This window comes from Phyllobacterium sp. 22552 (genome assembly GCF_052044585.1).
GTDB lineage: Bacteria > Pseudomonadota > Alphaproteobacteria > Rhizobiales > Rhizobiaceae > Phyllobacterium > Phyllobacterium ifriqiyense.
Window position 1 is genome coordinate 80473 of sequence record NZ_JBQENG010000008.1, and the last position, 21354, is coordinate 101826.

Sequence of the window (21354 nt, forward strand, 5' to 3'; positions counted from 1 at the left end):
CCAAACTAAACGACAGCTTTGGGCACCAGTCGACCTTAATTGAAATGGCTCGGATGAGGCGCTTTACGGTCCGGCAGTTTTCAAGAATTGGCCAAGCTGGTTTGAATAGGCGAGACAAAACAGCCTTTTGAGCGGGATTGTAGACATTTACGCTACAATCGAAATCGGTAAAAATTGGCCTGTTATCGGCATTTTCAAAGGAAGGGTTGCTGATCACTTTCCTGTTTGTACGCAGCAGTAATCTATAGGTCAGCGGTTCAGTTCCATTCAAGAGCTAGATTTCTGGAGAGATGAATCTGAACAACCTGGCAAACATATATTCACTGGCTAACAACTCGTAGAAAGAACGACACCCCCAGTATTGGCTGTCGTCCTCTCTCGATTGCCCTGCTCGCCTGGTTGCCTGGAAACCGTCCGCTTTGCAAAAAAGGTCACTGGACGATTAGCGCAGGCTTAGGGGAGGTCACGCAGCGATGTCTGACTGTCTCGCTCGCGGATCGGGCTAGGCTTTCTAGCCTGCAGCTTCCAGGATAAGCTCCGCGACCTCGTCCGGGTGCGAGATCAGCGAGAGATGGCTGGCTTTTAATTCGATTGCCTTTGCGTCCATGCGTTTGGCGAGAAAGCGCTGCAGGTCCGGGTTGATCGTGCGGTCTTCGCTCGACACCGCATAATAGCTAGGCTTGTGGCGCCAAGCGGCTTCGGTAACTTTGCCTGAGAGTAGCGCCTTCCGGAACGGATACTGCGTTGCGTAAAGCACTTCCGCACGAGCCCTTGGGATATCGCCGGCGAAATCCTCAAGGAACGCCCTCTTGGTTAGCCTGCCTTCCTCGCCGTCGAAAACAATACCAGCAGATGCGGGAGGTGTAGGATAAGTCTTAGCCAATGCGGCGAAGTCCTCATTCGCATCTGGGGCACGGGCTGCGATATATACGACAGCGGACACATTTGGATGCATACCTGCCTGCGTTACGACCATTCCGCCGAACGAGTGCCCGACAAGGACGGTTGGGCCGTCCTGCCGCGCCAGCACGCGCTCGGCAGCCGCAATCGACTCGGGTAGGGTGGTCAGAGGGTTCTGGACCGACGTGATGTTCAGACCTTTGGGCTGTAGCCTGGATATAACCTCGCTCCAGCAGGAGCCATCGGCGAAAAGCCCATGGACGAAGACGATGTTGCGGGCATTTGGTGGGCGGGCAATCGCTGGTGCGGCCATGCCGTTGGTTGAAACAAGCTTTGCCGCCGCACCAACAAGCAATGCAGTTGAAAATCTGCGTCTATTCATGATCATCTTGGACTCCTTTCGTGATAAAGCACATGCTTCGATGGAGTCTTTCGATGCCGAGTCGTCGATCTTACATCGTCACGGTTATGTGATCATTGGGCAAAATCGGAAGATTTTCGAAATGCCACGTAATAACAGGTCTCGTCCAACGAAGTTACAAATGCATGGATACACGGGAAGACAGATGGGCGAAAGCGATGCGGGCCGAACGTATTGGAGATAGTGCTGCCTATGAAGCCTTTCTTCGGGACTTCGCCTCTTCGGTGCGCAGGATCGTCGAAGCGCATCTGCGGCGCATGCGCTTCAGTCTCGCAGAGGTAGAGGATGTCGTCCAGGAGGTGTTGATCGCCGTTCACTCCCGTCGCCATCAATGGGATACGCAGAGGGCTCTGCTTCCCTGGCTGAATGCAATTGCGCGCTACAAGATCATTGATGCAAGCCGGCGCCTAGGACGGGATGCACGCGTGCGCATTGATCTGACCGAGGAGGAATGGGCTGGCATCTTTTCTTCGGAGGCGTTCGATCCGGAGCGCAATCCGGCAGATGTAGAGAAACTCATTTCTGCCTTGCCTCGTGGCGAACAGGCTGCTGTCCGCGCCATCGGTCTTCAGGGCGCATCGACCAAAGAGGCGGCAGAACGGCTCGGATCAAGTGAAGGGGCGGTGCGGGTCGCGTTCCATCGCTCCTTAAAGAAACTGATGGTTGCCGCGCGGAGAAAAGGCTTCGACCATGAATGACACCCAACGGCTGACGGGGCGGACCGACGATCTGATCAAGGGATTGGCAACGCAGGCAGGAAAACGATCGTCGGCAACACCCAGTCTCTCCATTGTCCTTGCCGCTGCCATGGTCTTTTCGATCCTGGCGGCAACTGGCGTGGTTCTGCTGATTGCCGGGGCGCGTTCAGATCTCGCGCGGATCTTGCCGACCTGGACGTTCCAGTTCAAAGTCATCGGCATGGCCTTTATCGCAGCTGGCGCGTTTCAGCTCGCTAGGACCGTGGTACGACCGGGCCGGGCGCTTCGTGCGTTGCTGTGTCTTGCTCCAGGCGTGGCGTTCCTGCTTGCCGGAGCATTGCTCGACCGGAGCGGCTTTCCATTGCTTGGGGTTCACACTTATTCGGTGTCAAGTTGTGCAGGCATCATCATTATGGCTTCCATTCCTGCGTTGGCTGCTTTTCTTGCTGCCATGCGGGCAGGAACGCCTACGCGGCTTGGCCGAGCAGGCGCTGTCGCGGGTTTGCTCGCAGGTTCCGTCGGTGCCCTTGCCTATACGATCGCTTGTCTCAACGATGGCGCTGCCTTCGTCGCAATATGGTATTCGGTTGCTATCGCGTTCGTGACTGCGTTGGGAGCGGCTACTGGCCCAAGATTGTTGAGGTGGTAGCTGGCTGAGGTCGGCAATGGATGCAACGTCCCCCACACATTTCTGGGATGCGGCAAAGAAGGAGCCGCGGACACCGGCATCAATTCCATGCGATGTCGTCGCGTGCAGATCATCGTAATTTGATAAGCCAGACCGATATTCCGAGGTAGGGATAAAGATGTCGATTTTCGACCAATGACAGAGCAAGAAAAAATGAGCAATTTCACACGCAGCGTAACCATACCTGCACGAACAATTTATCCCCCACAATCCATTAGCGTAGAAGCCCAGGCGTCGCTATCACGCCTGGTAGACGAGGACGGCAGCCCGATCAACGCGCGGTATGAAATGCCGTCCCCAGAGGATTTTTCAGGCTGGATGATGATGAAAGCCGCAGTAGATGCACACTACGCCGCCGCGGCTAAAGATCTTGCCGGGAGTTTGAAGTCCACAGTCGAGACAATTGTAGTCGAACAAGCAACGATCCATGTCGCGAGGCCGCACGGATCATTTCATGAGCGTAGCGCACTCATCGACCTGCATGGCGGCGCAGAAGGCGGTGAGGCCTGTCGCGTCAGTGCGCGACACCAAGCTCACCAGCATGCCGTTCGATGCTACGGTGTCGATTACCGGATGCCGCCTGAGCATCCCTATCCGGCCGCTCTTGATGACTGCTTGGCCACGTACCGTCATGTATTGAACGGTCATCCCCCGACAAGGTGGTCATCATGGGGAGATCGGCAGGCGGCAATCTCGCGACTGCTATGCTGCTGCGAGCGAGAGATGAAGGCATGCCAATGCCCGGCAGATTAGTCTTGCTCTCTCCACAGTTTGACCTCACCGAATCGGGCGACAGTTTCCAAACCAACCAGATGCTTGATCTGGTTCTGCCTCGCCCGCTTAGTTCAAGCAACCTGCTCTACGCTGGTGGTGCAGATCTTCCAATCCCTATCTATCGCCACTCTTTGGCGATCTGCGGGGCTTCCCGCCGACATTTCTGCAGACCGGCACGCGTGACCTGTTCCTATCGAACACGGTGAGGATGCATCGAGCCTTGCGAAAAGCTGGCGTGGAAACCGAATTGCACGTCTTCGAAGCTATGCCCCATGGTGGCTTCATGGGTGGGACGCCGGATGACCAGGAACTCGAAGCGGAGATCGACCAGTTCGTCATGACAAGCTGGAAATGATGCGAGCACCCAGACAGGTTTGGCGCAGCTCCTCTGTTGCCCAGCTACGTCCCTGGCCACATTCCTCCGTCAAGTCGAATGTTCGCCCCTGTGATATAGCCGGCACGAGGGCTTGAGAGAAAAGCAATCGCATCAGCAATCTCCTCGAGGGTTCCGACCCTTCCAACGGGCACCTGAGCAAACAACGGCAGGATTTCTCTCTCTATGTCATTCCAGGGGGCGTCAATGGCCATCCCCGTCGCAATTGCTTTCTTACGGAATGCGGTATCCAAACTGATGCTATGCACCGTTCCAGGCGAAACGGTGTTTGCGGTGATGCCGTGTGCAGCAACGTCTTTTGCGAGCGACGCCGTCATCGCGATCATGGCTGCTTTGGCGGCAGAGTAGTCCGGTCGACTTGCAGGCGGCATCAGGGCCGCCAGGCTTGAGATGTTTATGATCCGACCCCACCGCGACGCTTTCATTGCGGGCAGAGCGAGCGAGACGATCCTCACAGATGCGAGCACGTTCCTGTCATAGACAGCGGCCCACGTTTCAGAGTTTGTCGAGGTCCAATCCTCCGCCGGGGCAGATCCGCCGGCATTGTTGACCAGGATGTCGATTGAGCCTGCTGCAGCCTTTGAATCACGAACCAGACGATCGACCTGATCCGGCACAGTTAGATCGCCGAATACCGCGAACGCTTGCCCTCCAGAGGATATGATGTCATGCGCGACTTCCTCTGTTTTCATTCTGTCGCGACCATGGACAAGAACGGTTGCCCCTTCCTTTGCGAGGCCTCTGGCCACGCCCTCGCCAATCCCCTTACTGCTTCCCGTGACTAGCGCAACCTTGTTTTGGAGTTGTAAGTCCACGATATCTCATCCGTGTTGTCGTCTCCTGCAGATATGAGGTTCGTTGATGAAACAGGCAATTACGCACTTTAAAGTGCCTGTCGAGGACAGGGCGACATGCCTCGGAGCCGACGGATCTGTCTCTCATGTCAGCAGGGTGCTTCGGATGATTACAGGACGTTGGAAACTGCCGATCCTTTTCCGATTGTTTGCCGAACCATCATTGCGGGCATCGCAGTTCATGAGAGACATACCTGGGATATCCCAGAAGATGCTAACGCAACATCTCAGGGAACTGGAAAATGACGGCCTCATATTCCGACACGACTTTCAAGAGCAGCCTCCTCGAGTCGAATACTCGCTGAGTTCAGCAGGCCGCGGGCTTATGCCGATTTTGATGGCGGTCAGGGAATTCTCTCGGGCCTATCCTGTCGATCGGCGTCGCTAACTAAGTTGGGTGCCGACGCTTGGCGCGTCATCCCGAAAATATCGCTTGCATTATAGACCGAATGGTTCCATATAGCGTTCATGGTCAAGCGTACTCAAATATCCGCGTCCGTTGGTCGCCCTAGAGAATTTGAACTCGATGAAGCAGTTCGAAAAGCAATGCACGTATTTTGGGATCGTGGATATCACGATGCATCCCTTCCCGACTTGCTTGAGGGTATGAAACTTTCCAGAGGCAGCTTTTATAAGGCTTTCGTCGACAAGAGAGGCGTCTATCTGCGCGCCCTCGACGCTTACATTGAGGACGCTGTTCGCTCGGTCGGTGAAACGCTGCATTCCAATCCGTCGCCCAAAGCCGCGATTTTAGAAGCTTTTTCTCAACAAGTGGATCAAGCATCGGGAAAGGAAGGTTTGCGTGGATGCTTTGTCGTCTTTGCAGCCGTCGAGATGCTTCCAGAGGATGAAGAGGTCGCTCCACGTATTTCCCGGCTGTTCAGGCGGCTGCAAGATCTTTATGCGGCGGCGATAATAAGAGCGCAGGCCTTGGGCGAAATCGATCCCGAGCTTGATGAACGAACGCTTGCCAGGTTCCTCGTGTGTCAGATTCAGGGCATGCGGGTTCTTGCCAAAGCAGGAGCGGATCGCGCTGAGACGAGGGCCATGGTCAAACTGGCGCTAAAGGCGCTTGGCTGACTTCTATTTGGAACCAATAGGTTCCAAATTTTTAACATTGCAAACCTTCGATCGATTTTTTGGTCGATGTGGAGACACTTATGAGAGACACAAGCAATCCCGATGACAAACTCGATCCACGTCGATGGATTGCACTGGTCATCCTTTTGACCGGCGCATTTTTGCCACCGCTTGACTTCTTCATCGTCAATGTGGCGCTGCCCTCGATCCGGGTGGATTTCAGGGCCTCTGCGTCAACGATGCAGCTGATTATCTCTGGTTACGCCACCACCTATGCTGTGATGCTGATCACTGGGGGCAGGCTTGGAGATCTCTATGGTCGACGAAATGTCTTTCTGGCTGGAATGGTCGGGTTTGCAGTCGCATCTGCTTTGTGCGGGTTTTCCTGGTCTCCAGCCGCGTTGATCGCCGGCCGTGTCCTTCAGGGGCTTGCCGCGGCCATCATGGCACCGCAGGCGCTGGCGTCGATCAATGCAATTTTTCCAGACCACGAGAAATCAAAGGCACTCAGCTTTTATGCCCTGACATTTGGTGTTGCATCGATGGCTGGCCTGTTTCTCGGTGGAGCGCTAATCGCACTGAATATCTTCGGTCTCGGATGGAGGGCCATTTTCCTGATCAACCTCCCGGTGATTGCGATCACTGCGCCGCTGGCCTCCTTCATGTTGCGCGAAACCCGCTCGGAACACCCAACCAATCTGGATTTGGGCGGAGCCTTGCTGATAGCGCTTGCACTTTTTGCCCTGATCGCGCCGCTTATCGAGGGCCGGGAGCGGGGGTGGCCAATCTGGTTGCTTCTGATGCTCTGTGCTTCACCACTGCTTTTCGTCTTGTTCTGGCGGCATGAGCGAAACGTCGAGACAGCGGGCGGAAATCCTATCCTTGAACCAAGCCTGCTGAACGTCTCGGGGTTGAAGCGCGGGTTGACATCTGCCTTCTTCTTCTACTCTCTGGCGGCATTCTGGCTCGTATTCTCGGTTTATCAACAGAGCGGCCTTGGCCGCACGCCCTTTGAAGCCGGGCTCGCCATCCTGCCTGCCGCAGCCGGTTTTGTCCTTGGCCCCTTTGCAAGCGAGCGCGTCCTCCGCTTCTTTGGAAGATACTCCGCTGCCATTGGCATGGGGCTGCAAGCAGGCGGCCTGTTTGCAACGGCCGCCCTTATCTCAAGTGATCATGCCCAGTTCCTCTCTCTAGCGCTCTTTCTCATTGGAGCGGGGCAGGGGATCGCGCTTCCAAACCTTTTGAAAAGCGTCGTGCAGCGCGTCGCCAGACCGCAATCGGGACTGGCCTCCGGTCTCGTCAACTCCACATTTCAGATTGGCGGCGCATTCGCGGTTGCACTCATTGGCGGGTTGTTCTTCTTGAATTTGGGGTCTACAACCGATGCCAGATCCATCGGCCGGGCATATAGCCTGGCAGCAATCGCAATCGCACTCTGTCTTCTCGTCGCAGGATGGCTTTCCGCTGGCCTTCCGTCGAACAAGGCGGTGCGCCGATGAGCACGCGCATTGACGAGCTCAATGACTAACGCTGCATTGACGGCTTGATCATTCCCGCCTCCACGTCGGTCCCCACCAGAGGACCATTCCTCACAGCTTGAAACAGAACTATTTCGGAGTAAACCGCCATGAACAACATCCATGATCTTCCTCTTTCGGGTAAGAGCGCGCTTGTTACCGGTGCAGCACGCGGGATCGGCGCGGCCATCGCGCTGAAGCTGGCTAAAGATGGTGCCGACGTTGCGATCACCTATGAGAAGTCGGCCGAAAAAGCCGAAGCTCTCGCCGCCGAGATCAGAACTATGGGCCGCAAAGCTGTGGCCATTCAGGCCGATGCAGCAAGCACAGCCGCCGCTACGGCTACCGTCGAGCGGACCGTCGCTGAACTTGGCGGCCTCGACATTCTGGTTAACAATGCCGGCGTCCTCTTCGCAGGAGATTTCGCGGTACAGCCACTGGAGGAAATAGATCTGCAACTGAACGTCAATGTTCGCGGCGTGTTTCTGATCACCCAGGCAGCGCTGAAACACATCCCGAATGGCGGCCGTATCATCAGCACCGGAAGCAATGCAGGCCTGGCGGTGCCATTTGCAGGAATCGCGGTTTATGCGGCGACCAAATCAGCGCTGGAAAGCTTCACGCGCGGCCTGGCGCGTGAACTGGGTCCGAGGGAGATTACCGTCAATCTGGTCCGACCGGGGCCAATCGACACTGAGATGAACCCTGCCGACGGTGATCTCGCGCCTGCCATCCTGCCAAAACTGTCGATCGCTCGGTACGGCAGAACCAGAGAAGTGGCAGAGGCCGTTGCGTTCCTCGCTGGTCCAGGTGCTGCCTATATCACCGGCTCGGGTATTCTTGTCGATGGCGGCATAAGCGCCTGAGCATTGGCGCGAGGCGGCGGACCGTACGCCTCGAGCACCGCGTTCTATTCAACGGGACCGAAAAAAGGTGCAGAAACATGGAGTATAAACGCCTTAGAACCGCCAGCCTTCGGATTTGGCGCCTCTGCGCTGGATGCATACTTTTGGGCGAACCTGAAACAGATGGAACCGGAGAAAGCATTTGAAGACCATCGGCATACTTGGCGGAATGTCCGCCGCCTCGACGCAGATTTATTACCGTGAACTCTGCCGGCTCACCCGCGAGACCCTGGGAAGACTTCATTCTCCTGAGCTTCTCATACGATCCGTCGACTTTGATGAAATCGAAACGTTGCAGGTGTCTTCCAATTGGGACGCGGCGGCAGATATCCTGAATGAGAAAGCCATTGCTTTGGAGCGTGGAGGCGCCGAGCTCCTCATCCTGGCGACGAACACCATGCACAAGGTGGCGGGCAGGATTCTGGCCGGGGTGTCGATCCCGTTCGTACACATCGCAGACGCCACGGCGACGGCGATCCTCGACGGCGGCTTTCGCAAGCCGGGCCTGATGGCGACCGCCTTCACGATGGAGCAGAACTTCTATACCGACCGTCTGACTGCTAGGGGACTGTTGCCGATAATTCCTGAAGCGGGAGATCGAGCGGAGACCCACCGCATCATCTACGACGAGCTGTGTCGCGATGTCGTAACCAAGGAAAGCCGTTTGAGGTACGAATTGATTGCGCAGCGACTGATCGATCGAGGCTGCGACTGTCTTATCCTTGGTTGCACGGAGGTGGGCATGCTGTTGAACCAGGATAATGTCGCCGTCCCTGTCTTCGATACGACCCTCATTCACTGTGAAGCGGCTCTTAGGGCGGCGTTGGATTGATGTGCTGCCGGTTGCGGCTCGGCGGTTATCTCGTATGAGGCGCCCTGGGTTCAGGTCTTGGCAAATGGGGTTAAACCTGTTCTCCAAGGTGCTGTTGGACCCACTTCACCTCTTCCGATGCGGTACGTCCGAAATGCCGTTTGAATTCGCGGCTGAACTGAGCGGGACTGACATAACCGACCGATGCAGCCACGGCAGCAATGGTCGCGCTCTGGCGCGCGATCATCAGTCTCGCCTCGTGGAGTCGCATCGCCTTCACGTATTGCATCGGACTTGAGCCGGTCAGGTTTTTGAAATGAACGTGATACGAAGGGACGCTCATGCCCACGCTTTTGGCAAGATCCGCGACAGTGATGTCAGAACCATAGTTCTCGCGCAGCCACGCTACGCTTTCGACCAGTTTTCCGGACGTCCCCTTTCGCTGAAGGGCCGCGATCATCGCGCCGCCTTGCGGGCCGACCATGACGCGGTAGTGCAATTCGCGCAGGATGGAGCTTCCGATCACAGCGACCTCGGCCGGACTTTGGAGCGCCTCGACCAGGCGCAGAAGCACGTCCTGGATGCTGCGGTCCATCCTGCTGGAGAATAGCCCCTTCGGCGTGGCGCTCGAAGAACCTGCATGTTGTTCGACCTGCATGGCGATTTCTGCCGCCACCTGCATGTCGAACTCGAGATAGATCGCCAGCAACGGTCTCTGCTGACTGGCTTTGGAAGTCATCCTGAAGGGAACGGGTACCGAAACGGCAAGATAGTGATCCTCATCGTAAAGGTAGGCTTCCCCATCCAAGATGCCGTGCTTGCTTCCCTGTAATACGAAGACTGCCCCTGGCTTATAGAGAACCGGCACGTCGTTGAGGACTGCTTCAGTGCGCAGGATACGGACACAACCGATCGCCGTCTGATTGTAGCCGAGACGGGGAGCAAGTTGCCCGGCCAGGGCGACAAGCCGGTCATGGCCAACGGACGGTTCTTCATAAATCATAGGATTTGGCAAAATATCGAGAGGATTCGCAATCGAGATAAGAGAACCATCAGATTATCTGTCATCTTGCATAAATCAAGGAGTTTCGAAAATGTCGAGCAAAACGTTTTTTATAACGGGTGTGAGTTCGGGTTTCGGGTTGGCGATCGCCACTGCCGCTATTGACGCCGGTCACAAGGTTATCGGCACCATCCGCTCTGAGGCCTCGCGCAAAGCCTTGGCGGACACTCTTCCGACGCTACCCCCGGTTCTTTGCGATGTCACCGAATTCGACCGAATCCCGGACGTCGTCCGACAAGTCGAGGACGAACACGGGCCGGTCGATGTGCTGATCAACAATGCCGGGTACGGTCATGAGGGCGTTCTTGAGGAATCGCCAATCGAAGAGATGCGCCGTCAGTTCGACGTGAACGTGTTCGGCGCCGTCGCCGTGGCCAAGGCGTTTCTTCCGAGGTTCCGCGAGCGCCGCCGGGGCTTTGTCGTCAATGTCACGTCGATGGGCGGGATGATCACCATGCCCGGCATCGCCTATTACTGCGGCAGCAAGTTCGCGTTGCAGGGTATTTCAGAGGTCATGCGTTCGGAAATGGCTCCGTTCGGTGTTCGTGTGACAACCCTTTGCCCCGGTTCATTTCGGACGGACTGGGCAGGCCGTTCCATGGTCCGCACAGAGCGTTCCATTGCTGACTATGATACCCTGTTTGATCCGATTCGCGAGGCGCGTCAGGCAGTGAGCGGCAAGCAGCTTGGAAATCCGCAAAAGCTCGCCGACGCGGTGCTGACCCTCATCGAATCTGACAATCCCCCGCCGCAACTTCTCCTTGGCAGCGATGCGCTTAAACATGTAACGGCGCGGATCGAACGCCTGACCCAGGAAATCGAAGCTTGGAAGGGCGTGACTGTCTCCACGGACGGCTGACGCAAACCCAAAATTTGTTGTTGACGATCTGCCTACTAGAAGGTAGACAGGCTGCATGAGCAATCTTTCGACCACCTCGGACGACATTCTGGCGTCCACCCGAAACCTTCTGATAAGCGGCGGCTACAATAGCTTCAGCTACGCCGATATCTCGGAGATTGTCGGTATCCGCAAGGCAAGCATCCATCATCATTTTCCGAGCAAGGTCGATCTGGTGCGTGAGCTGGTCAAGCGTTATCGAGAGGATGGCCAGGCAAGCGTGGCAGTCCTTGAGCAGAAGGTTCCGAATGCTCTGGACATCCTCAAGGCTTATGCAAACCACTGGGCTGCATGCATTGAGGATGCGAGCAGGCCATACTGTGTCTGTGCCATGCTTGCCAGTGAACTGCCTTCCCTCCCCACGGAAGTCGCAACCGAGGTGACGAACTTTTTCCGCTTCATCTCCTCGTGGCTGGCTTCGGTCATGGAGCGCGGTTCCAAGCAGGGCGAGCTGGGTCTAACCAGTGCGCCGCATGTTGAAGCCGAGACATTTCTAGCAACCGTATACGGGGCAATGCTTTCGGCGAGAGCCTATGGGAAGCCGGGAGTGTTCTCAATGATACTCGAACCTGCTCTCAACCGCCTCACACCGACTGTCTCTCACTAATCCTGCGTAGCTAGCCTGCTCAGGTCAATCGCGCCTAACGAAACTACCAACTAGTAGGAAGATCTAAGTGAAAAATGTATTCCCCGCTCTGGCCCTCGGGCTGACCAGCATCCTTTCTGTAACAGTCCTTTCGACACCCGCATCTGCCGAAGATAAGAAAGCCGCGCCGATCCATGTCCGCGGCAGCATCGTCGCCTATGGGGGATCGACACTCAAGGTGAAAACCCGCGAAGGGGAGACTGTCGATGTTGCGCTTGCCGACGACTGGAAGGTCGCGGGCGTTGCGGAAGCCAAGGTGACGGACATTAAGCCCGGCGATTTTGTCGGTATTGCATCCCTGCCAAAGGCTGGCGGCGGTGATGGCGCACTCGAAGTCCTGATCTTCCCGCCGGCGATGAAGGGCCTTGGAGAAGGCAGCTACGGCTGGGATCTGAAGCCGGACAGCAGCATGACCAACGCAACGGTGGCAGATGCCGTCAAGGGCGTCGAGGGACGGACTGTCACCGTGACCTATCACGGCAAGGAAAAGAAGATCGCCATCCCGGATGGTACGCCTGTCGTGACCATTGCTGCGGCAGCCAAGGACGATCTCGTGCCGGGGGCGGTCGTCTTCATCACCGGCGAAAAGTCTGTAAACGGCCCGGTCGCCCATCAGGTGGTCGTCGGCAAGAATGGCGTAGTTCCCCCCATGTGAAGACCACGCCGTCACTGGCCGGAGCGGCCGCCCCGCTTCGGCCAGGCGATACGATCGATGCTGCTCCACCGGCAGCCGTGAACGTCACAGACGAGAGACGCTGAGATGACCGAAAATGCCGATAATGTTCCTGCTCAATATCCTCGAATGGTCTTCATCCGCCGCCACTCGGTTGTGACCCGGCTTACGCACTGGCTGAACGTGCTTTGCCTGAGTTTCCTTCTCTTGAGCGGACTGCAGATCTTCAACGCCCACCCCGAACTATACTGGGGACATTATGGCGCCGACGGTGATCCTGCCGTCTTGACGATTGGCGCTGATGACGAAGGCGGCGAACCGCGCGGTTTTGCTCGCATTGCAGGCCTGGAACTACCCACCACAGGCGTCCTCGGCGTGTCGAATGTTGAAGGCGAACAAGTCTTACGCGCTTTTCCCTCTTGGGCAACCATCCCTTCATTCCAGGATCTTGCGGCCGGACGTCGATGGCATTTCTTCTTCGCCTGGCTGTTTGTCATCAATGGCATTGTCTATCTCGGTTTCAGCCTGCTCAGCGGACATTTCAGACGGGACCTTGCACCCAAGGCCCATGAGCTTTCGCCAAGCCACCTTGGCCGTGAAGTTCTCGATCATGCTCGGCTGCGCTTTCCGCAAGGGGAGGAGGCAAAGCATTACAATGCCCTTCAAAAGCTTACCTACCTGGCCGTCATTGTCATTCTGCTGCCCCTAATGGTCGTGACGGGCTTGACCATGTCACCCGGGATTGACGCCGCTTTCCCCGCACTTGTTGAGATCTTCGGTGGGCGTCAATCCGCACGAACCATCCATTTCATCACAGCATCGGCACTCGTCATCTTCGTTATTGTCCATGTGGCGATGGTCGTCCTGTCCTGGACCTGGAACAACATCCGCTCGATGATCACTGGACGTTACATCATTCATGAGGAAGGACCGAAGGCATGAGCAAGCTTTTCACCCGACGCCGCTTTCTCATCGGCGGCACGCTCGGCGCCAGTGCCCTTACTCTCTCGGGCTGCGACCTGTTGGACCAAAATGCAGACGTCGCCAATGTCCTTCGCTCAGCCGAACACTTGACCATGAAGGCACAGAGACTGCTTCAGGGGCGCAATGCGCTGGCGCGTGAGTTTGACGAGAAGGACATTTCCCCCTCCTTCCGCGTGAATGGAACGAGTGCCCCCGACAGCGACGAATATGCGGAACTGCTGGAAAGCAAGTTTGCGAATTGGCGACTGAAGATCGACGGTCTCGTCGATCGGCCTCGAGAGTATTCGCTCGCCGATCTGAAGGCGCTTCCCTCCCGCACGCAGATCACCCGCCATGACTGCGTCGAAGGCTGGAGCGCCATCGGCAAATGGAAAGGCGTTCCGCTCGCCCATCTGTTGCGCCTGACCGGGCTCAAGCCCACGGCGCGCTTTGTCGTTCTGCACTGTGCCGACGAGCTCGAAAAGACGCTGGATGGAAGCGGCCGATACTACGAGAGCATCGATCTCATCGACGCGGTTCATCCGCAAACCATCCTCGCCTACGAGATGAATGGCCAGGACCTCAGCGTCGGCCACGGTGCCCCCTTGCGCCTGAGGGTCGAGCGGCAGCTCGGCTACAAACAGGCAAAGTACATCATGCGCATAGAACTGGTCGACAGCTTCGCCGGCTTGTGGGGCGGGAACGGCGGTTATTGGGAAGACCGCGGCTACGAATGGTACGCCGGGATCTAAGGCCCTGAGAAAAGCCGCAGGAGGACAGTTCATGAGCAGACGCAAGGTTCAGGAAGTCATGCCGATTTCTGCGACAGCTTCGTCTCGCCAGGTCGACATCGGCCAAACCAATTCGATCCTCTCCGATCCCGACGGTCGATGGGTCGCAAAGCGGCAGGAGGCGATCAGCGAGGCATTCGAGAAACGCATGCGCTTGGAGAGCGACCAGCGTCACGGGGCAAAGGTTCCTTCTCACGACAGCTTACAGAACACCGTAAAACTCTCCGGAGAAAGCGATCGTATCGGCCGAAATGATTGGGACGAGAACACCCCATTTGGCAAGCATGTTGGCTTCGTCTGACAAGGCTCGCGCGGACCATCCATAAACCAATTCAGAAAGTGGAAGAAAACAATGTCGAACACTCAGACCTCCCGCGCCACACGCGACAACGACCAGTGGCTCAAGCAGTATTATTTCGCCAGAGCGGCCTTCTCAGTGCTGTGGGTTGCGGCTGCGCTAACTGTCGGGCGGCAGTCGTTTGCAGTGGCCGCCGCGTTGCTGATCATCTATCCGGCGTGGGATGCCGCGGCCAACGTCGTTGACGCGGCCAGGAGTGGTGGATTTGCCGCCAACCGGAGTCAGGTAATCAACGTCACAGCGAGCTCGATTATGACGATAGCCGTGATCCTGGCGTTGACAATGAACATGAACTGGGTTCTGGGCGCTTTCGGTCTATGGGCGATCTTTTCGGGGCTGTTGCAGCTTGGAACTGCCGTGCGGCGTTGGAGAACGAGTGGAGGTCAGTGGGCGATGGTTTTGAGCGGTGGCCAATCCGCTGTGGCCGGTGCTCTCTTCATCTTTCAAGCGCAAATGCCGCAGGAGCCTTCGATCTCCACGGTTGCGGGCTACGCTGGCGTTGGGGCATTCTACTTCCTGGTTTCGGCAATTTGGCTGACGATCGCCCTGTCGCGTCGCAGTATGCATCCCATCTCATAAGCTCTACCTCGCGCCTATGAAACCACTTGGAAGATATTCAAATGATGACAGATGATGTGGCAGAGCAACTCGCTTCCTACCGGAGGACCATCGACAATCTGGATTCGGCTATCCTCTATATTCTGGCCGAGCGCTTTCGCTGTACCGAGCAAGTCGGCCACTTGAAAGCCGAGCAGGCGTTGCCGGCGATCGATAATGAGCGAGAGCGACGCCAATTGGATCGACTGATGAGTATCGCCAATGATGTTGGCCTCAGTCGGCACTTTGTCGAAGGGCTGATGACAATGATCGTGGGCGCTGTGGTGGAGCGGCACAGGGAGATTGCAGCCAGGAAGTAAGTTGTCTGTCGCGGCTGTCCTACCGCAGCCGTGGATCGGCGGGGAAAATCGATTCCCTTCGCCCGACTTACCATGCAGGGGCATTTGTGATGTGGTCCGAGACGGTCGAGATAAACGCCCGAAGACGCTGGAGACGTCGCAGGTCCCGGTGATATCCCATCCAGATGTCTCGCGCCGGCGGGAGCTTGGGCAGTTCAAGTCTGCGGATACCCGGGATTTGATTGCCCACTGCGCGGGGCAGGACGGCGATTCCAACACCCTGCCTGCACATTCGCCCCTGGACGTTTCGGTTGTTTGATCGCAGCACGGGTCTCGCGTTCGGAAAACTCTCGGCGAGCCAGGCTATGTCGGGGAACTGCCCGGTAGAAGTGTCGTGGGTGATCAGACGGAAACCAGTCCCGTCGCCATATTTAGGGTCAGGCGACTCCTCGGCGATGTAGACGCCGTATTCGAGCCTAAAGAGCCGCCGTTGAATGACATCGGCAGTGTCGAACGGAACGATGCGAAAGGCAACGTCGGCCTCCCTTTGGGCGAGGTTGAACAAGCGAGTACCGGTCAGGACCTCGACGTCTACATTGGGGTAGGCTTTCGAGAAATCTGCCAGGATTGGAGGCAGGACATAGGCCCCGAACCAGTCTGCCGATGAGATACGCAGATTGCCTTTGAGATTTTGCTCCTGCCCGGCGAGCCGGCGCTCCATGGCAAGCGCGCCTTCTTCCATCTGCTCTGCCAGTGCGATGATCCCATGGCCCTCCTCGGTCAGCACGAGACCGTCCGCGGTCCGCTGGAAGAGCGTATGGCCGATGGCATCCTCGAGGGCACGCAGCCGTCTGCCGACGGTCGGATGGCTTGTATGAAGAGCACGCGCAGCGCCGCCGAGCGTGCCGGATCGCGCAATCGCAAGGAAGATTTTTACGTCACTCCACTCCACGGCCATGCCCTTACAAAAGTGAACAGTCAAAATACAAAACTGTCACTTCAAGTACAAATATAAACATATAGATTCAAGTCATCTTCTGAAATGAAGCGGAGAAACGTCATGAAAACATGGTTTATCACAGGCTGCTCGAGCGGCTTCGGACAACGGCTCGCGCTCGCCGCGGCACAGCGGGGCGATCAGGTTGTCGCGACTGCCCGCAACGTCAACTCGATTGAAGAAATGGCTCGGCCATTCGACGGCCGTATGATCACCCTGCCGCTCGACGTGACGGATGCGGCGGCAGCGCAAGCCGCAGTCGCAAAGGCGGTCGAGACATTCGGCGGCTTTGACGTGCTTGTGAACAATGCCGGCTACGGGCTGTTTGGGGCGCTTGAGGAGGGCACGCCCGAAGAATATCGACCGATGTTCGAGGTGAACGTTTTCGGTCTTATCGAAACCACCAGGGCAGCCTTGCCTGCACTGCGACGTTCGGGCGGAGTGATCGTCAACATGTCTTCTGGCGCAGGGATCGCGGGCAGCGGCGGCGCAGCATATTACAATGCAGCCAAGTTTGCGGTTGAAGGGGTTTCCGAAGCGCTCGCCGGTGAGCTGAAGCCGTTCGGCATCCGCGTGCTGATCGTCGAGCCTGGGCCATTTCGGACCGACTTCCTTGGCCGTTCGATCACGATGGCGGCCAAGGAGATGCCGGAATACGCGGTGAGTTCGCGCAGGCACTATCGCGAAACCAATAACGGCAATCAGGCGGGCGACCCCGATAAGGCGGTTACAGTGATCCTGCAGGCGGTCGACGCCAATAACGCCCCGCTTCATCTGCCGCTTGGGCCCGTCGCGCATTCAATCGCCGAGCGAAAGCTGGCTTCTTTCCGCACCGATATCGACGCTTGGCGAGATATCTCGGTCGCCACCGATTTCGATCAGGCCTGAGCTGGTCGCTAGCTCTGTTTAACATCAACATCGACGGGAAAGAGTTATGATCCCAACACTGGAAGATTTTACCCAGCAACTGGTGCCGGTGAACGGCATCAAGATCAATGCCGTCACGGGCGGCTCTGGCCCCCCGCTCCTTCTGCTTCACGGTTGGCCGGAAACTTGGTGGGAGTGGCACGACGTCATGCCGCTGCTGGCCGAAGAGTTCAGAGTGGTGGCGATTGATCTGCGCGGCGCAGGCTTTTCCGACTGCCCGCTTGACGGCTACGATAAGGCGACGATGGCGCGCGACGCGCACGAGGTCATGATCGCCCTTGGGCATGAACGCTATGCCGTATGCGGCCATGACATCGGCGGAATGGTGGCGCTTCCGCAGGCCGCTATCTATCGAGATGCGGTTACTCACCTTGCCGTCCTCGATGTTCCGCTTCCTGGCTGGAGCCAGTGGGAGGCGACGACGGCAAAGATCTGGCACTTCGCGTTCCATGCTAATCGGGATCTGCCGGAACGCCTGATTTATGGCCGCGAACATGACTATGTTTCGGCCTTCATGGCGGAGCGGTTTTACGATCACAGCACCTTTAATCCTGAAGACATCGACATCTATGCGAAAGCAATGGCACTTCCTGGTCGCACGCGCGGTGGCATGGAATGGTACCGCACACTGACCGCCGACCATGCGGCCGCGCTCGAATACAAAAAGCAACCGCTCCGGATTCCGGTTTTAGGTCTCGGCGGGGAGCACCGCTTCGGTGCGCATATGGTTCCGATGCTCAAGGAGTTCGCCACAGATGTAACGGGCGGCTCGATTGCCCGCTGCAGTCACTATGTGGCGGATGAGTGCCCGGATGAAGTAGCCGCTGCTCTCATCGACTTCCTCAAGGCCAATTGAACTCTGCGATCCGCACGATCACGTTCATCGATTCAACAAAAAAGGAAAACTGTCATGACTGCACCTCAAATTCGTGGCGTCAATCACATCGGCATCACAGTGCCCGACATCGAAGCGGCAAAATCGTTCCTGGTGGAAGCCTTTGGCGGCCAGGTGATCTACCAATCGTTCGGACCGCAGGATCCGGCAAGGCAGGGACCCCAGTTCGAGCGGGCCACTGGTGCATTCCCTGGAACGGTTGTGCGTGCGCAGGCGATGGTCAAGATCGGAACCGGGCCTGACATCGAGCTCTTCGAAATGCACGGCCCCAAACAAGCGCAACCGGTTACACCGAGCGACTTCGGCATCACGCATTTTGGTGTCTATACCCACGACATCGACGCATCGGTAGAGCGCTTTGAGAAGGCTGGCGGCACGCCACTCACCGCGCCGCGCGATATTCCGTATGCCACCGAGAAAGGCCAAGGGAACAAGGTCTGCTACTGCCGCACGCCTTGGGGCACGATGATTGAGTTTATCACCACACCCGACCGCATGGGCTATCACGACCAAACGGATCTGCGCAGGTGGCAGGACGAGCAATGAACGTGGATCTGGAAAACACTACATCACGCCGCAGCTTTATAACGCTTTCGGCGATTGCTGCGGCGTCAGTACTGGCAGGGTGCGTCTCCACCGCCGGCAAGCGTCGGATGGTGGGGGGACAGTCGACGCCTCCCCAGGATCCGATCGGCTCTGTCCACATCGCTCCTGCGCCGACAGATGCCGAACTGGCTGTCATGTACGGTCCCACCGAGGATGGCGGCTTTCTGATCCCGGCGCTTCCCTACAAGCAGATCGATCCGCGCTACTATCGCCAGCAGGTCCTCGACCCGACTGGCGAGGCGCCCGGCACGATCGTCGTCGACACCTCCTCCCGCTTCCTCTATCTCGTCCAGCCGGGCGGGACCGCTATGCGCTATGGTGTCGGGATCGGGCGCGATGGCTTTGCCTGGCAGGGCAAGGGCATCATTCAGTGGCGTCAGAAATGGCCCCGCTGGAAGCCGCCAAACGAGATGGTCGCCCGTCAGCCGGAATTGGCCAAGTATTCGATCGAGAATGGCGGCATGGAGCCGGGCCTGAAAAACCCGCTGGGGGCGCGTGCGCTCTACATCTTCTCCGGCGGCCAAGATACACTCTATCGTTTGCACGGCAATCCGGAATGGCGCTCGATTGGCAAGGCCGTATCGTCCGGCTGTGTGCGCCTGCTCAACCAGGACATTATAGACCTCTATGAACGCGTGCCGATCAAGGCTCCAATTGTCGTCATGCAGTAAGCGCAAGCGATCATGTCCGTCCCTCCCTGAACCAGGAGAGACATGTCCTTCAGCGCTTTCAAAGCCTGCATAATTCCACGCACAAAACTCAAGGAACTACCGACCATGTCGAACTTCAGTAAAGCGGCTGTTGGCCTCATTGCCGCGCTTTTGTCTTCTGCTGTCCTAACAGCCCCAGCCTTAGCGGACGCGCGCAACATCGTGCTTGTCCATGGCGCGCTCGTGGATGGTTCGGGCTGGCGCGGCGTTTATGACATCCTGACCCGCGACGGCTATCAGGTCAGCATCGTCCAGCAGCCACTGACAAGCCTGGATCAGGACGTTGCAGCCACGAAGAGCGTGCTTGATCAGCAGGACGGGGACGTCGTTCTCGTCGGCCACAGCTATGGGGGCACGATCATCACGGCAGCAGGTGATGATCTCAAGGTCAAGGCACTTGTCTATGTTGCGGCACTGCAGCCCGAAAAGGGCGAAAGCAGCGCACAACTGCTCCAATCGATGCCGTCACCCACCAATGATATCAAGCCGACAAAGGATGGCTTCCTGCTCATCGACCCGGCAAAGTTCGCGGCTGATTTCGGAGCGGATGTACCCAAAGAGCAGGGCGAGTTTATGGCCCGGTCTCAGATGCCTGTCGCCATCGCGGCCACCAGTGCACCGGTGTCTATTGCCGCCTGGCACGACAAGCCTAGCTACGGGATTGTTGCGAAGGACGACATGACGATCAATCCGGACCTTGAGCGCTGGTTGTACAAGCGCGCCGGTTCAACTGTGACGGAGATCGATGGTAGTCACGCTATTTATATCTCGCAGGCGGCTGCAGTTGCGAAGGTGATCGAGGAGGCCGCGGAAGCTGTCGACTGACAGAAAAGGACCGCGGTAACTCTGCAAATTCACTAGCTGCAGCGTTTTGCGAGTTTGGACTCGTGCCTTGCTAGTGATGTGATCGCTGCAAAGGATAAACGTTGTCATCAGAGGGTCCCCGCGATCCAACATCGCGCTTTAAAGCCTGGTGTCGTCGCGGGCCTTCAATGCAGATCGCCATGGAAGGTACAGCAGGAGCGTACTCCTATGAATGTAGAATGGCTCAACTTTTCAGCTTCGTTGAAGCGGTGCTCTGCATATCTGTTGCCCGGGAGCACTGTGCCCGATAACTCTGTCTCGACTCTAACCCCTTCGTATGATCCAGGCCGGAAAACGGCCGGATGCAGTACGCTCTAATTGTGCCCAAACCGCAAGGTCGTTGCCATGTCCATCCCTCTTCATCAGTACTTCATATTCGTCTCTATCGTTACCATGATCGTGGTGACACCGGGACCCAACCTTGCTTTGCTCCTAACCAATTCGCCGAGCAACACGAAGCTGACCGGCTTCGGGATGGTGTTCGGGTTCGCCGCAGCCATCGTTTCTCATGCCACGTTGGCACTTGTTGGAGTGGGGGCGGTGATCGCAGCTTCGGCAATCTTGTTCACAGTGATGAAACTGTTGGGCGCAGCCTATCTCATCTGGCTGGGTATTAAATCTCTCTTGTCGCTGCGCGGTCTGGATGCATCTGTCATAAATCCAAGCCGGGTTCCAATGAGCCTGACAGCTCCGAAAGCCTTCGTTCGCGGATATCTCAGCAACTTCCTCAATCCCAAACCGGCGATCTTTTACGTTGCAGTCTTCCCCCAATTCTTGGAGGGCCACCAACAGGATCTTGCAAATGGCGCCGCGCTTGCACTCACACATGCTCTGATCGCTGTAGGTTTTTACGGCGTAGTTGTCCTCCTTGTCGGCAGCGTGACTGGTTTTCTCAATCGCCCGCACATCGCCAGAAGGATCAAAATAATTTCCGGGGCGGCTTTCATTTTGCTAGGCGGTCGCTTGTTATTGGCAAAGAGCCCTGCCTGATCGTCTCAACCTAATCCGGGGCTAACGCGGCTTCA

26 protein-coding genes and 2 pseudogenes are annotated in these 21354 nt (G+C 57.1%); 24 read left to right on the forward strand and 4 right to left on the reverse strand.

Annotation, left to right across the window (positions count from 1 at the left end; translation table 11 throughout):
- Window positions 1–511: 511 nt before the first annotated feature.
- Window positions 512–1288 carry an alpha/beta fold hydrolase gene (locus tag ACTJI9_RS18345; protein ID WP_267227780.1) on the reverse strand — a complete coding sequence of 259 codons (777 nt, stop codon included), beginning with the start codon at window positions 1286–1288 and terminating at the stop codon, window positions 512–514.
- 158 nt (window positions 1289–1446) lie between these two features.
- Between ACTJI9_RS18345 and ACTJI9_RS18350 the strand changes: the two genes are divergently transcribed.
- The 5 genes and pseudogenes from ACTJI9_RS18350 to ACTJI9_RS18370 all read left to right on the forward strand — a co-directional run bounded on the left by ACTJI9_RS18350 (window position 1447) and on the right by ACTJI9_RS18370 (window position 3836).
- Window positions 1447–2019, forward strand: coding sequence for a sigma-70 family RNA polymerase sigma factor (locus tag ACTJI9_RS18350; protein WP_267227779.1), 573 nt, complete (start codon window positions 1447–1449; stop codon window positions 2017–2019).
- Complete coding sequence (locus tag ACTJI9_RS18355) at window positions 2012–2668, forward strand: DUF1109 domain-containing protein (protein WP_336441137.1); 657 nt, start codon at window positions 2012–2014, stop codon at window positions 2666–2668. Before ACTJI9_RS18350 ends, ACTJI9_RS18355 begins: the two co-directional genes overlap by 8 nt.
- Before the next feature lie 363 nt (window positions 2669–3031).
- A pseudogene (locus ACTJI9_RS18360) lies at window positions 3032–3525 on the forward strand (alpha/beta hydrolase); the annotation flags it as partial.
- 119 nt (window positions 3526–3644) lie between these two features.
- Window positions 3645–3698, forward strand: a pseudogene (locus ACTJI9_RS18365) (hypothetical protein); the annotation flags it as partial.
- Window positions 3699–3701: 3 nt separating this feature from the next.
- Window positions 3702–3836 (forward strand): hypothetical protein, encoded by a 135-nt coding sequence (locus ACTJI9_RS18370; RefSeq protein WP_440809974.1) that lies wholly within the window; start codon window positions 3702–3704, stop codon window positions 3834–3836.
- A 44-nt stretch (window positions 3837–3880) separates the two neighbouring features.
- Here ACTJI9_RS18370 and ACTJI9_RS18375 read toward each other — a convergent pair whose 3' ends face one another.
- The gene (locus ACTJI9_RS18375) at window positions 3881–4690 is read right to left on the reverse strand and encodes an SDR family NAD(P)-dependent oxidoreductase (protein ID WP_440809976.1); all 810 of its coding nucleotides are present in this window, start codon (window positions 4688–4690) and stop codon (window positions 3881–3883) included.
- 46 nt (window positions 4691–4736) lie between these two features.
- Here ACTJI9_RS18375 and ACTJI9_RS18380 point away from each other — a divergent pair, with 46 nt between their 5' ends.
- The 5 genes from ACTJI9_RS18380 to ACTJI9_RS18400 all read left to right on the forward strand — a co-directional run bounded on the left by ACTJI9_RS18380 (window position 4737) and on the right by ACTJI9_RS18400 (window position 9063).
- A complete protein-coding gene (locus ACTJI9_RS18380; protein WP_440809979.1) occupies window positions 4737–5117 on the forward strand; it encodes a winged helix-turn-helix transcriptional regulator in 381 nt (126 codons plus the stop codon).
- Window positions 5118–5275: 158 nt separating this feature from the next.
- A complete protein-coding gene (locus ACTJI9_RS18385) occupies window positions 5276–5809 on the forward strand; it encodes a TetR/AcrR family transcriptional regulator (protein WP_323748361.1) in 534 nt (177 codons plus the stop codon).
- Between the two features lie 80 nt (window positions 5810–5889).
- Window positions 5890–7308: an MFS transporter gene (locus ACTJI9_RS18390; RefSeq protein ID WP_440809984.1), complete on the forward strand. Its 1419-nt coding sequence runs from the start codon at window positions 5890–5892 to the stop codon at window positions 7306–7308.
- Between the two features lie 128 nt (window positions 7309–7436).
- Complete coding sequence (locus ACTJI9_RS18395; protein ID WP_440809987.1) at window positions 7437–8192, forward strand: SDR family oxidoreductase; 756 nt, start codon at window positions 7437–7439, stop codon at window positions 8190–8192.
- 181 nt (window positions 8193–8373) lie between these two features.
- A complete protein-coding gene (locus ACTJI9_RS18400) occupies window positions 8374–9063 on the forward strand; it encodes an aspartate/glutamate racemase family protein (protein WP_440809990.1) in 690 nt (229 codons plus the stop codon).
- Window positions 9064–9133: 70 nt separating this feature from the next.
- On the opposite strand, the gene ACTJI9_RS18405 is transcribed toward ACTJI9_RS18400, so the two are convergent.
- On the reverse strand, window positions 9134–10045 hold the full coding sequence (locus tag ACTJI9_RS18405) for an AraC family transcriptional regulator N-terminal domain-containing protein (RefSeq protein ID WP_440809993.1): 912 nt from the start codon (window positions 10043–10045) through the stop codon (window positions 9134–9136).
- Between the two features lie 91 nt (window positions 10046–10136).
- Here ACTJI9_RS18405 and ACTJI9_RS18410 point away from each other — a divergent pair, with 91 nt between their 5' ends.
- The 8 genes from ACTJI9_RS18410 to ACTJI9_RS18445 all read left to right on the forward strand — a co-directional run bounded on the left by ACTJI9_RS18410 (window position 10137) and on the right by ACTJI9_RS18445 (window position 15351).
- Complete coding sequence (locus ACTJI9_RS18410; protein ID WP_336441134.1) at window positions 10137–10964, forward strand: oxidoreductase; 828 nt, start codon at window positions 10137–10139, stop codon at window positions 10962–10964.
- A gap of 55 nt (window positions 10965–11019) precedes the next feature.
- Window positions 11020–11610 carry a TetR/AcrR family transcriptional regulator gene (locus ACTJI9_RS18415; protein WP_336441133.1) on the forward strand — a complete coding sequence of 197 codons (591 nt, stop codon included), beginning with the start codon at window positions 11020–11022 and terminating at the stop codon, window positions 11608–11610.
- A gap of 67 nt (window positions 11611–11677) precedes the next feature.
- Window positions 11678–12304 (forward strand): hypothetical protein, encoded by a 627-nt coding sequence (locus tag ACTJI9_RS18420; protein ID WP_267227766.1) that lies wholly within the window; start codon window positions 11678–11680, stop codon window positions 12302–12304.
- 105 nt (window positions 12305–12409) lie between these two features.
- On the forward strand, window positions 12410–13264 hold the full coding sequence (locus tag ACTJI9_RS18425; protein ID WP_440809997.1) for a cytochrome b/b6 domain-containing protein: 855 nt from the start codon (window positions 12410–12412) through the stop codon (window positions 13262–13264).
- Window positions 13261–14037, forward strand: a complete 777-nt coding sequence (locus tag ACTJI9_RS18430) for a molybdopterin-binding protein (protein WP_336441130.1) — start codon at window positions 13261–13263, stop codon at window positions 14035–14037. Before ACTJI9_RS18425 ends, ACTJI9_RS18430 begins: the two co-directional genes overlap by 4 nt.
- Window positions 14038–14068: 31 nt before the next feature.
- Window positions 14069–14377, forward strand: coding sequence for a hypothetical protein (locus ACTJI9_RS18435; protein ID WP_267227761.1), 309 nt, complete (start codon window positions 14069–14071; stop codon window positions 14375–14377).
- A 51-nt stretch (window positions 14378–14428) separates the two neighbouring features.
- A complete protein-coding gene (locus ACTJI9_RS18440) occupies window positions 14429–15013 on the forward strand; it encodes a DUF308 domain-containing protein (protein WP_440810002.1) in 585 nt (194 codons plus the stop codon).
- A 41-nt stretch (window positions 15014–15054) separates the two neighbouring features.
- Window positions 15055–15351, forward strand: coding sequence for a chorismate mutase (locus tag ACTJI9_RS18445; RefSeq protein ID WP_440810004.1), 297 nt, complete (start codon window positions 15055–15057; stop codon window positions 15349–15351).
- Window positions 15352–15418: 67 nt separating this feature from the next.
- Here ACTJI9_RS18445 and ACTJI9_RS18450 read toward each other — a convergent pair whose 3' ends face one another.
- Window positions 15419–16282 carry a LysR family transcriptional regulator gene (locus ACTJI9_RS18450; protein ID WP_440810007.1) on the reverse strand — a complete coding sequence of 288 codons (864 nt, stop codon included), beginning with the start codon at window positions 16280–16282 and terminating at the stop codon, window positions 15419–15421.
- Window positions 16283–16390: 108 nt separating this feature from the next.
- On the opposite strand from ACTJI9_RS18450, the gene ACTJI9_RS18455 reads away from it, so the two are divergent.
- The 6 genes from ACTJI9_RS18455 (at window position 16391) to ACTJI9_RS18480 (ending at window position 21319) form a co-directional block, all read left to right on the forward strand.
- A complete protein-coding gene (locus ACTJI9_RS18455; protein ID WP_267227757.1) occupies window positions 16391–17215 on the forward strand; it encodes an oxidoreductase in 825 nt (274 codons plus the stop codon).
- 46 nt (window positions 17216–17261) lie between these two features.
- Window positions 17262–18110, forward strand: a complete 849-nt coding sequence (locus ACTJI9_RS18460; protein ID WP_267227756.1) for an alpha/beta fold hydrolase — start codon at window positions 17262–17264, stop codon at window positions 18108–18110.
- Window positions 18111–18164: 54 nt separating this feature from the next.
- Window positions 18165–18695, forward strand: a complete 531-nt coding sequence (locus tag ACTJI9_RS18465) for a VOC family protein (protein ID WP_267227755.1) — start codon at window positions 18165–18167, stop codon at window positions 18693–18695.
- Complete coding sequence (locus tag ACTJI9_RS18470; protein ID WP_440810012.1) at window positions 18692–19426, forward strand: L,D-transpeptidase; 735 nt, start codon at window positions 18692–18694, stop codon at window positions 19424–19426. The genes ACTJI9_RS18465 and ACTJI9_RS18470 overlap by 4 nt, the downstream gene beginning before the upstream one ends.
- Before the next feature lie 105 nt (window positions 19427–19531).
- A complete protein-coding gene (locus ACTJI9_RS18475; protein ID WP_440810410.1) occupies window positions 19532–20290 on the forward strand; it encodes an alpha/beta fold hydrolase in 759 nt (252 codons plus the stop codon).
- Between the two features lie 384 nt (window positions 20291–20674).
- Window positions 20675–21319: a LysE family translocator gene (locus ACTJI9_RS18480; RefSeq protein WP_440810015.1), complete on the forward strand. Its 645-nt coding sequence runs from the start codon at window positions 20675–20677 to the stop codon at window positions 21317–21319.
- Window positions 21320–21354: the final 35 nt, after the last annotated feature.

Bases quoted from the DNA above. Each gene is read 5' to 3' on its own strand.
- ACTJI9_RS18345 (WP_267227780.1), bottom strand. From the start codon at position 1,288: ATGATCATGAATAGACGCAGATTTTCAACTGCATTGCTTGTTGGTGCG.
- ACTJI9_RS18350 (WP_267227779.1), top strand. From the start codon at position 1,447: ATGGATACACGGGAAGACAGATGGGCGAAAGCGATGCGGGCCGAACGT.
- ACTJI9_RS18355 (WP_336441137.1), top strand. From the start codon at position 2,012: ATGAATGACACCCAACGGCTGACGGGGCGGACCGACGATCTGATCAAG.
- ACTJI9_RS18380 (WP_440809979.1), top strand. From the start codon at position 4,737: ATGAAACAGGCAATTACGCACTTTAAAGTGCCTGTCGAGGACAGGGCG.
- ACTJI9_RS18385 (WP_323748361.1), top strand. From the start codon at position 5,276: ATGCACGTATTTTGGGATCGTGGATATCACGATGCATCCCTTCCCGAC.
- ACTJI9_RS18390 (WP_440809984.1), top strand. From the start codon at position 5,890: ATGAGAGACACAAGCAATCCCGATGACAAACTCGATCCACGTCGATGG.
- ACTJI9_RS18395 (WP_440809987.1), top strand. From the start codon at position 7,437: ATGAACAACATCCATGATCTTCCTCTTTCGGGTAAGAGCGCGCTTGTT.
- ACTJI9_RS18405 (WP_440809993.1), bottom strand. From the start codon at position 10,045: ATGATTTATGAAGAACCGTCCGTTGGCCATGACCGGCTTGTCGCCCTG.
- ACTJI9_RS18410 (WP_336441134.1), top strand. From the start codon at position 10,137: ATGTCGAGCAAAACGTTTTTTATAACGGGTGTGAGTTCGGGTTTCGGG.
- ACTJI9_RS18415 (WP_336441133.1), top strand. From the start codon at position 11,020: ATGAGCAATCTTTCGACCACCTCGGACGACATTCTGGCGTCCACCCGA.
- ACTJI9_RS18425 (WP_440809997.1), top strand. From the start codon at position 12,410: ATGACCGAAAATGCCGATAATGTTCCTGCTCAATATCCTCGAATGGTC.
- ACTJI9_RS18430 (WP_336441130.1), top strand. From the start codon at position 13,261: ATGAGCAAGCTTTTCACCCGACGCCGCTTTCTCATCGGCGGCACGCTC.
- ACTJI9_RS18435 (WP_267227761.1), top strand. From the start codon at position 14,069: ATGAGCAGACGCAAGGTTCAGGAAGTCATGCCGATTTCTGCGACAGCT.
- ACTJI9_RS18440 (WP_440810002.1), top strand. From the start codon at position 14,429: ATGTCGAACACTCAGACCTCCCGCGCCACACGCGACAACGACCAGTGG.
- ACTJI9_RS18445 (WP_440810004.1), top strand. From the start codon at position 15,055: ATGATGACAGATGATGTGGCAGAGCAACTCGCTTCCTACCGGAGGACC.
- ACTJI9_RS18455 (WP_267227757.1), top strand. From the start codon at position 16,391: ATGAAAACATGGTTTATCACAGGCTGCTCGAGCGGCTTCGGACAACGG.
- ACTJI9_RS18460 (WP_267227756.1), top strand. From the start codon at position 17,262: ATGATCCCAACACTGGAAGATTTTACCCAGCAACTGGTGCCGGTGAAC.
- ACTJI9_RS18465 (WP_267227755.1), top strand. From the start codon at position 18,165: ATGACTGCACCTCAAATTCGTGGCGTCAATCACATCGGCATCACAGTG.
- ACTJI9_RS18470 (WP_440810012.1), top strand. From the start codon at position 18,692: ATGAACGTGGATCTGGAAAACACTACATCACGCCGCAGCTTTATAACG.
- ACTJI9_RS18475 (WP_440810410.1), top strand. From the start codon at position 19,532: ATGTCGAACTTCAGTAAAGCGGCTGTTGGCCTCATTGCCGCGCTTTTG.
- ACTJI9_RS18480 (WP_440810015.1), top strand. From the start codon at position 20,675: ATGTCCATCCCTCTTCATCAGTACTTCATATTCGTCTCTATCGTTACC.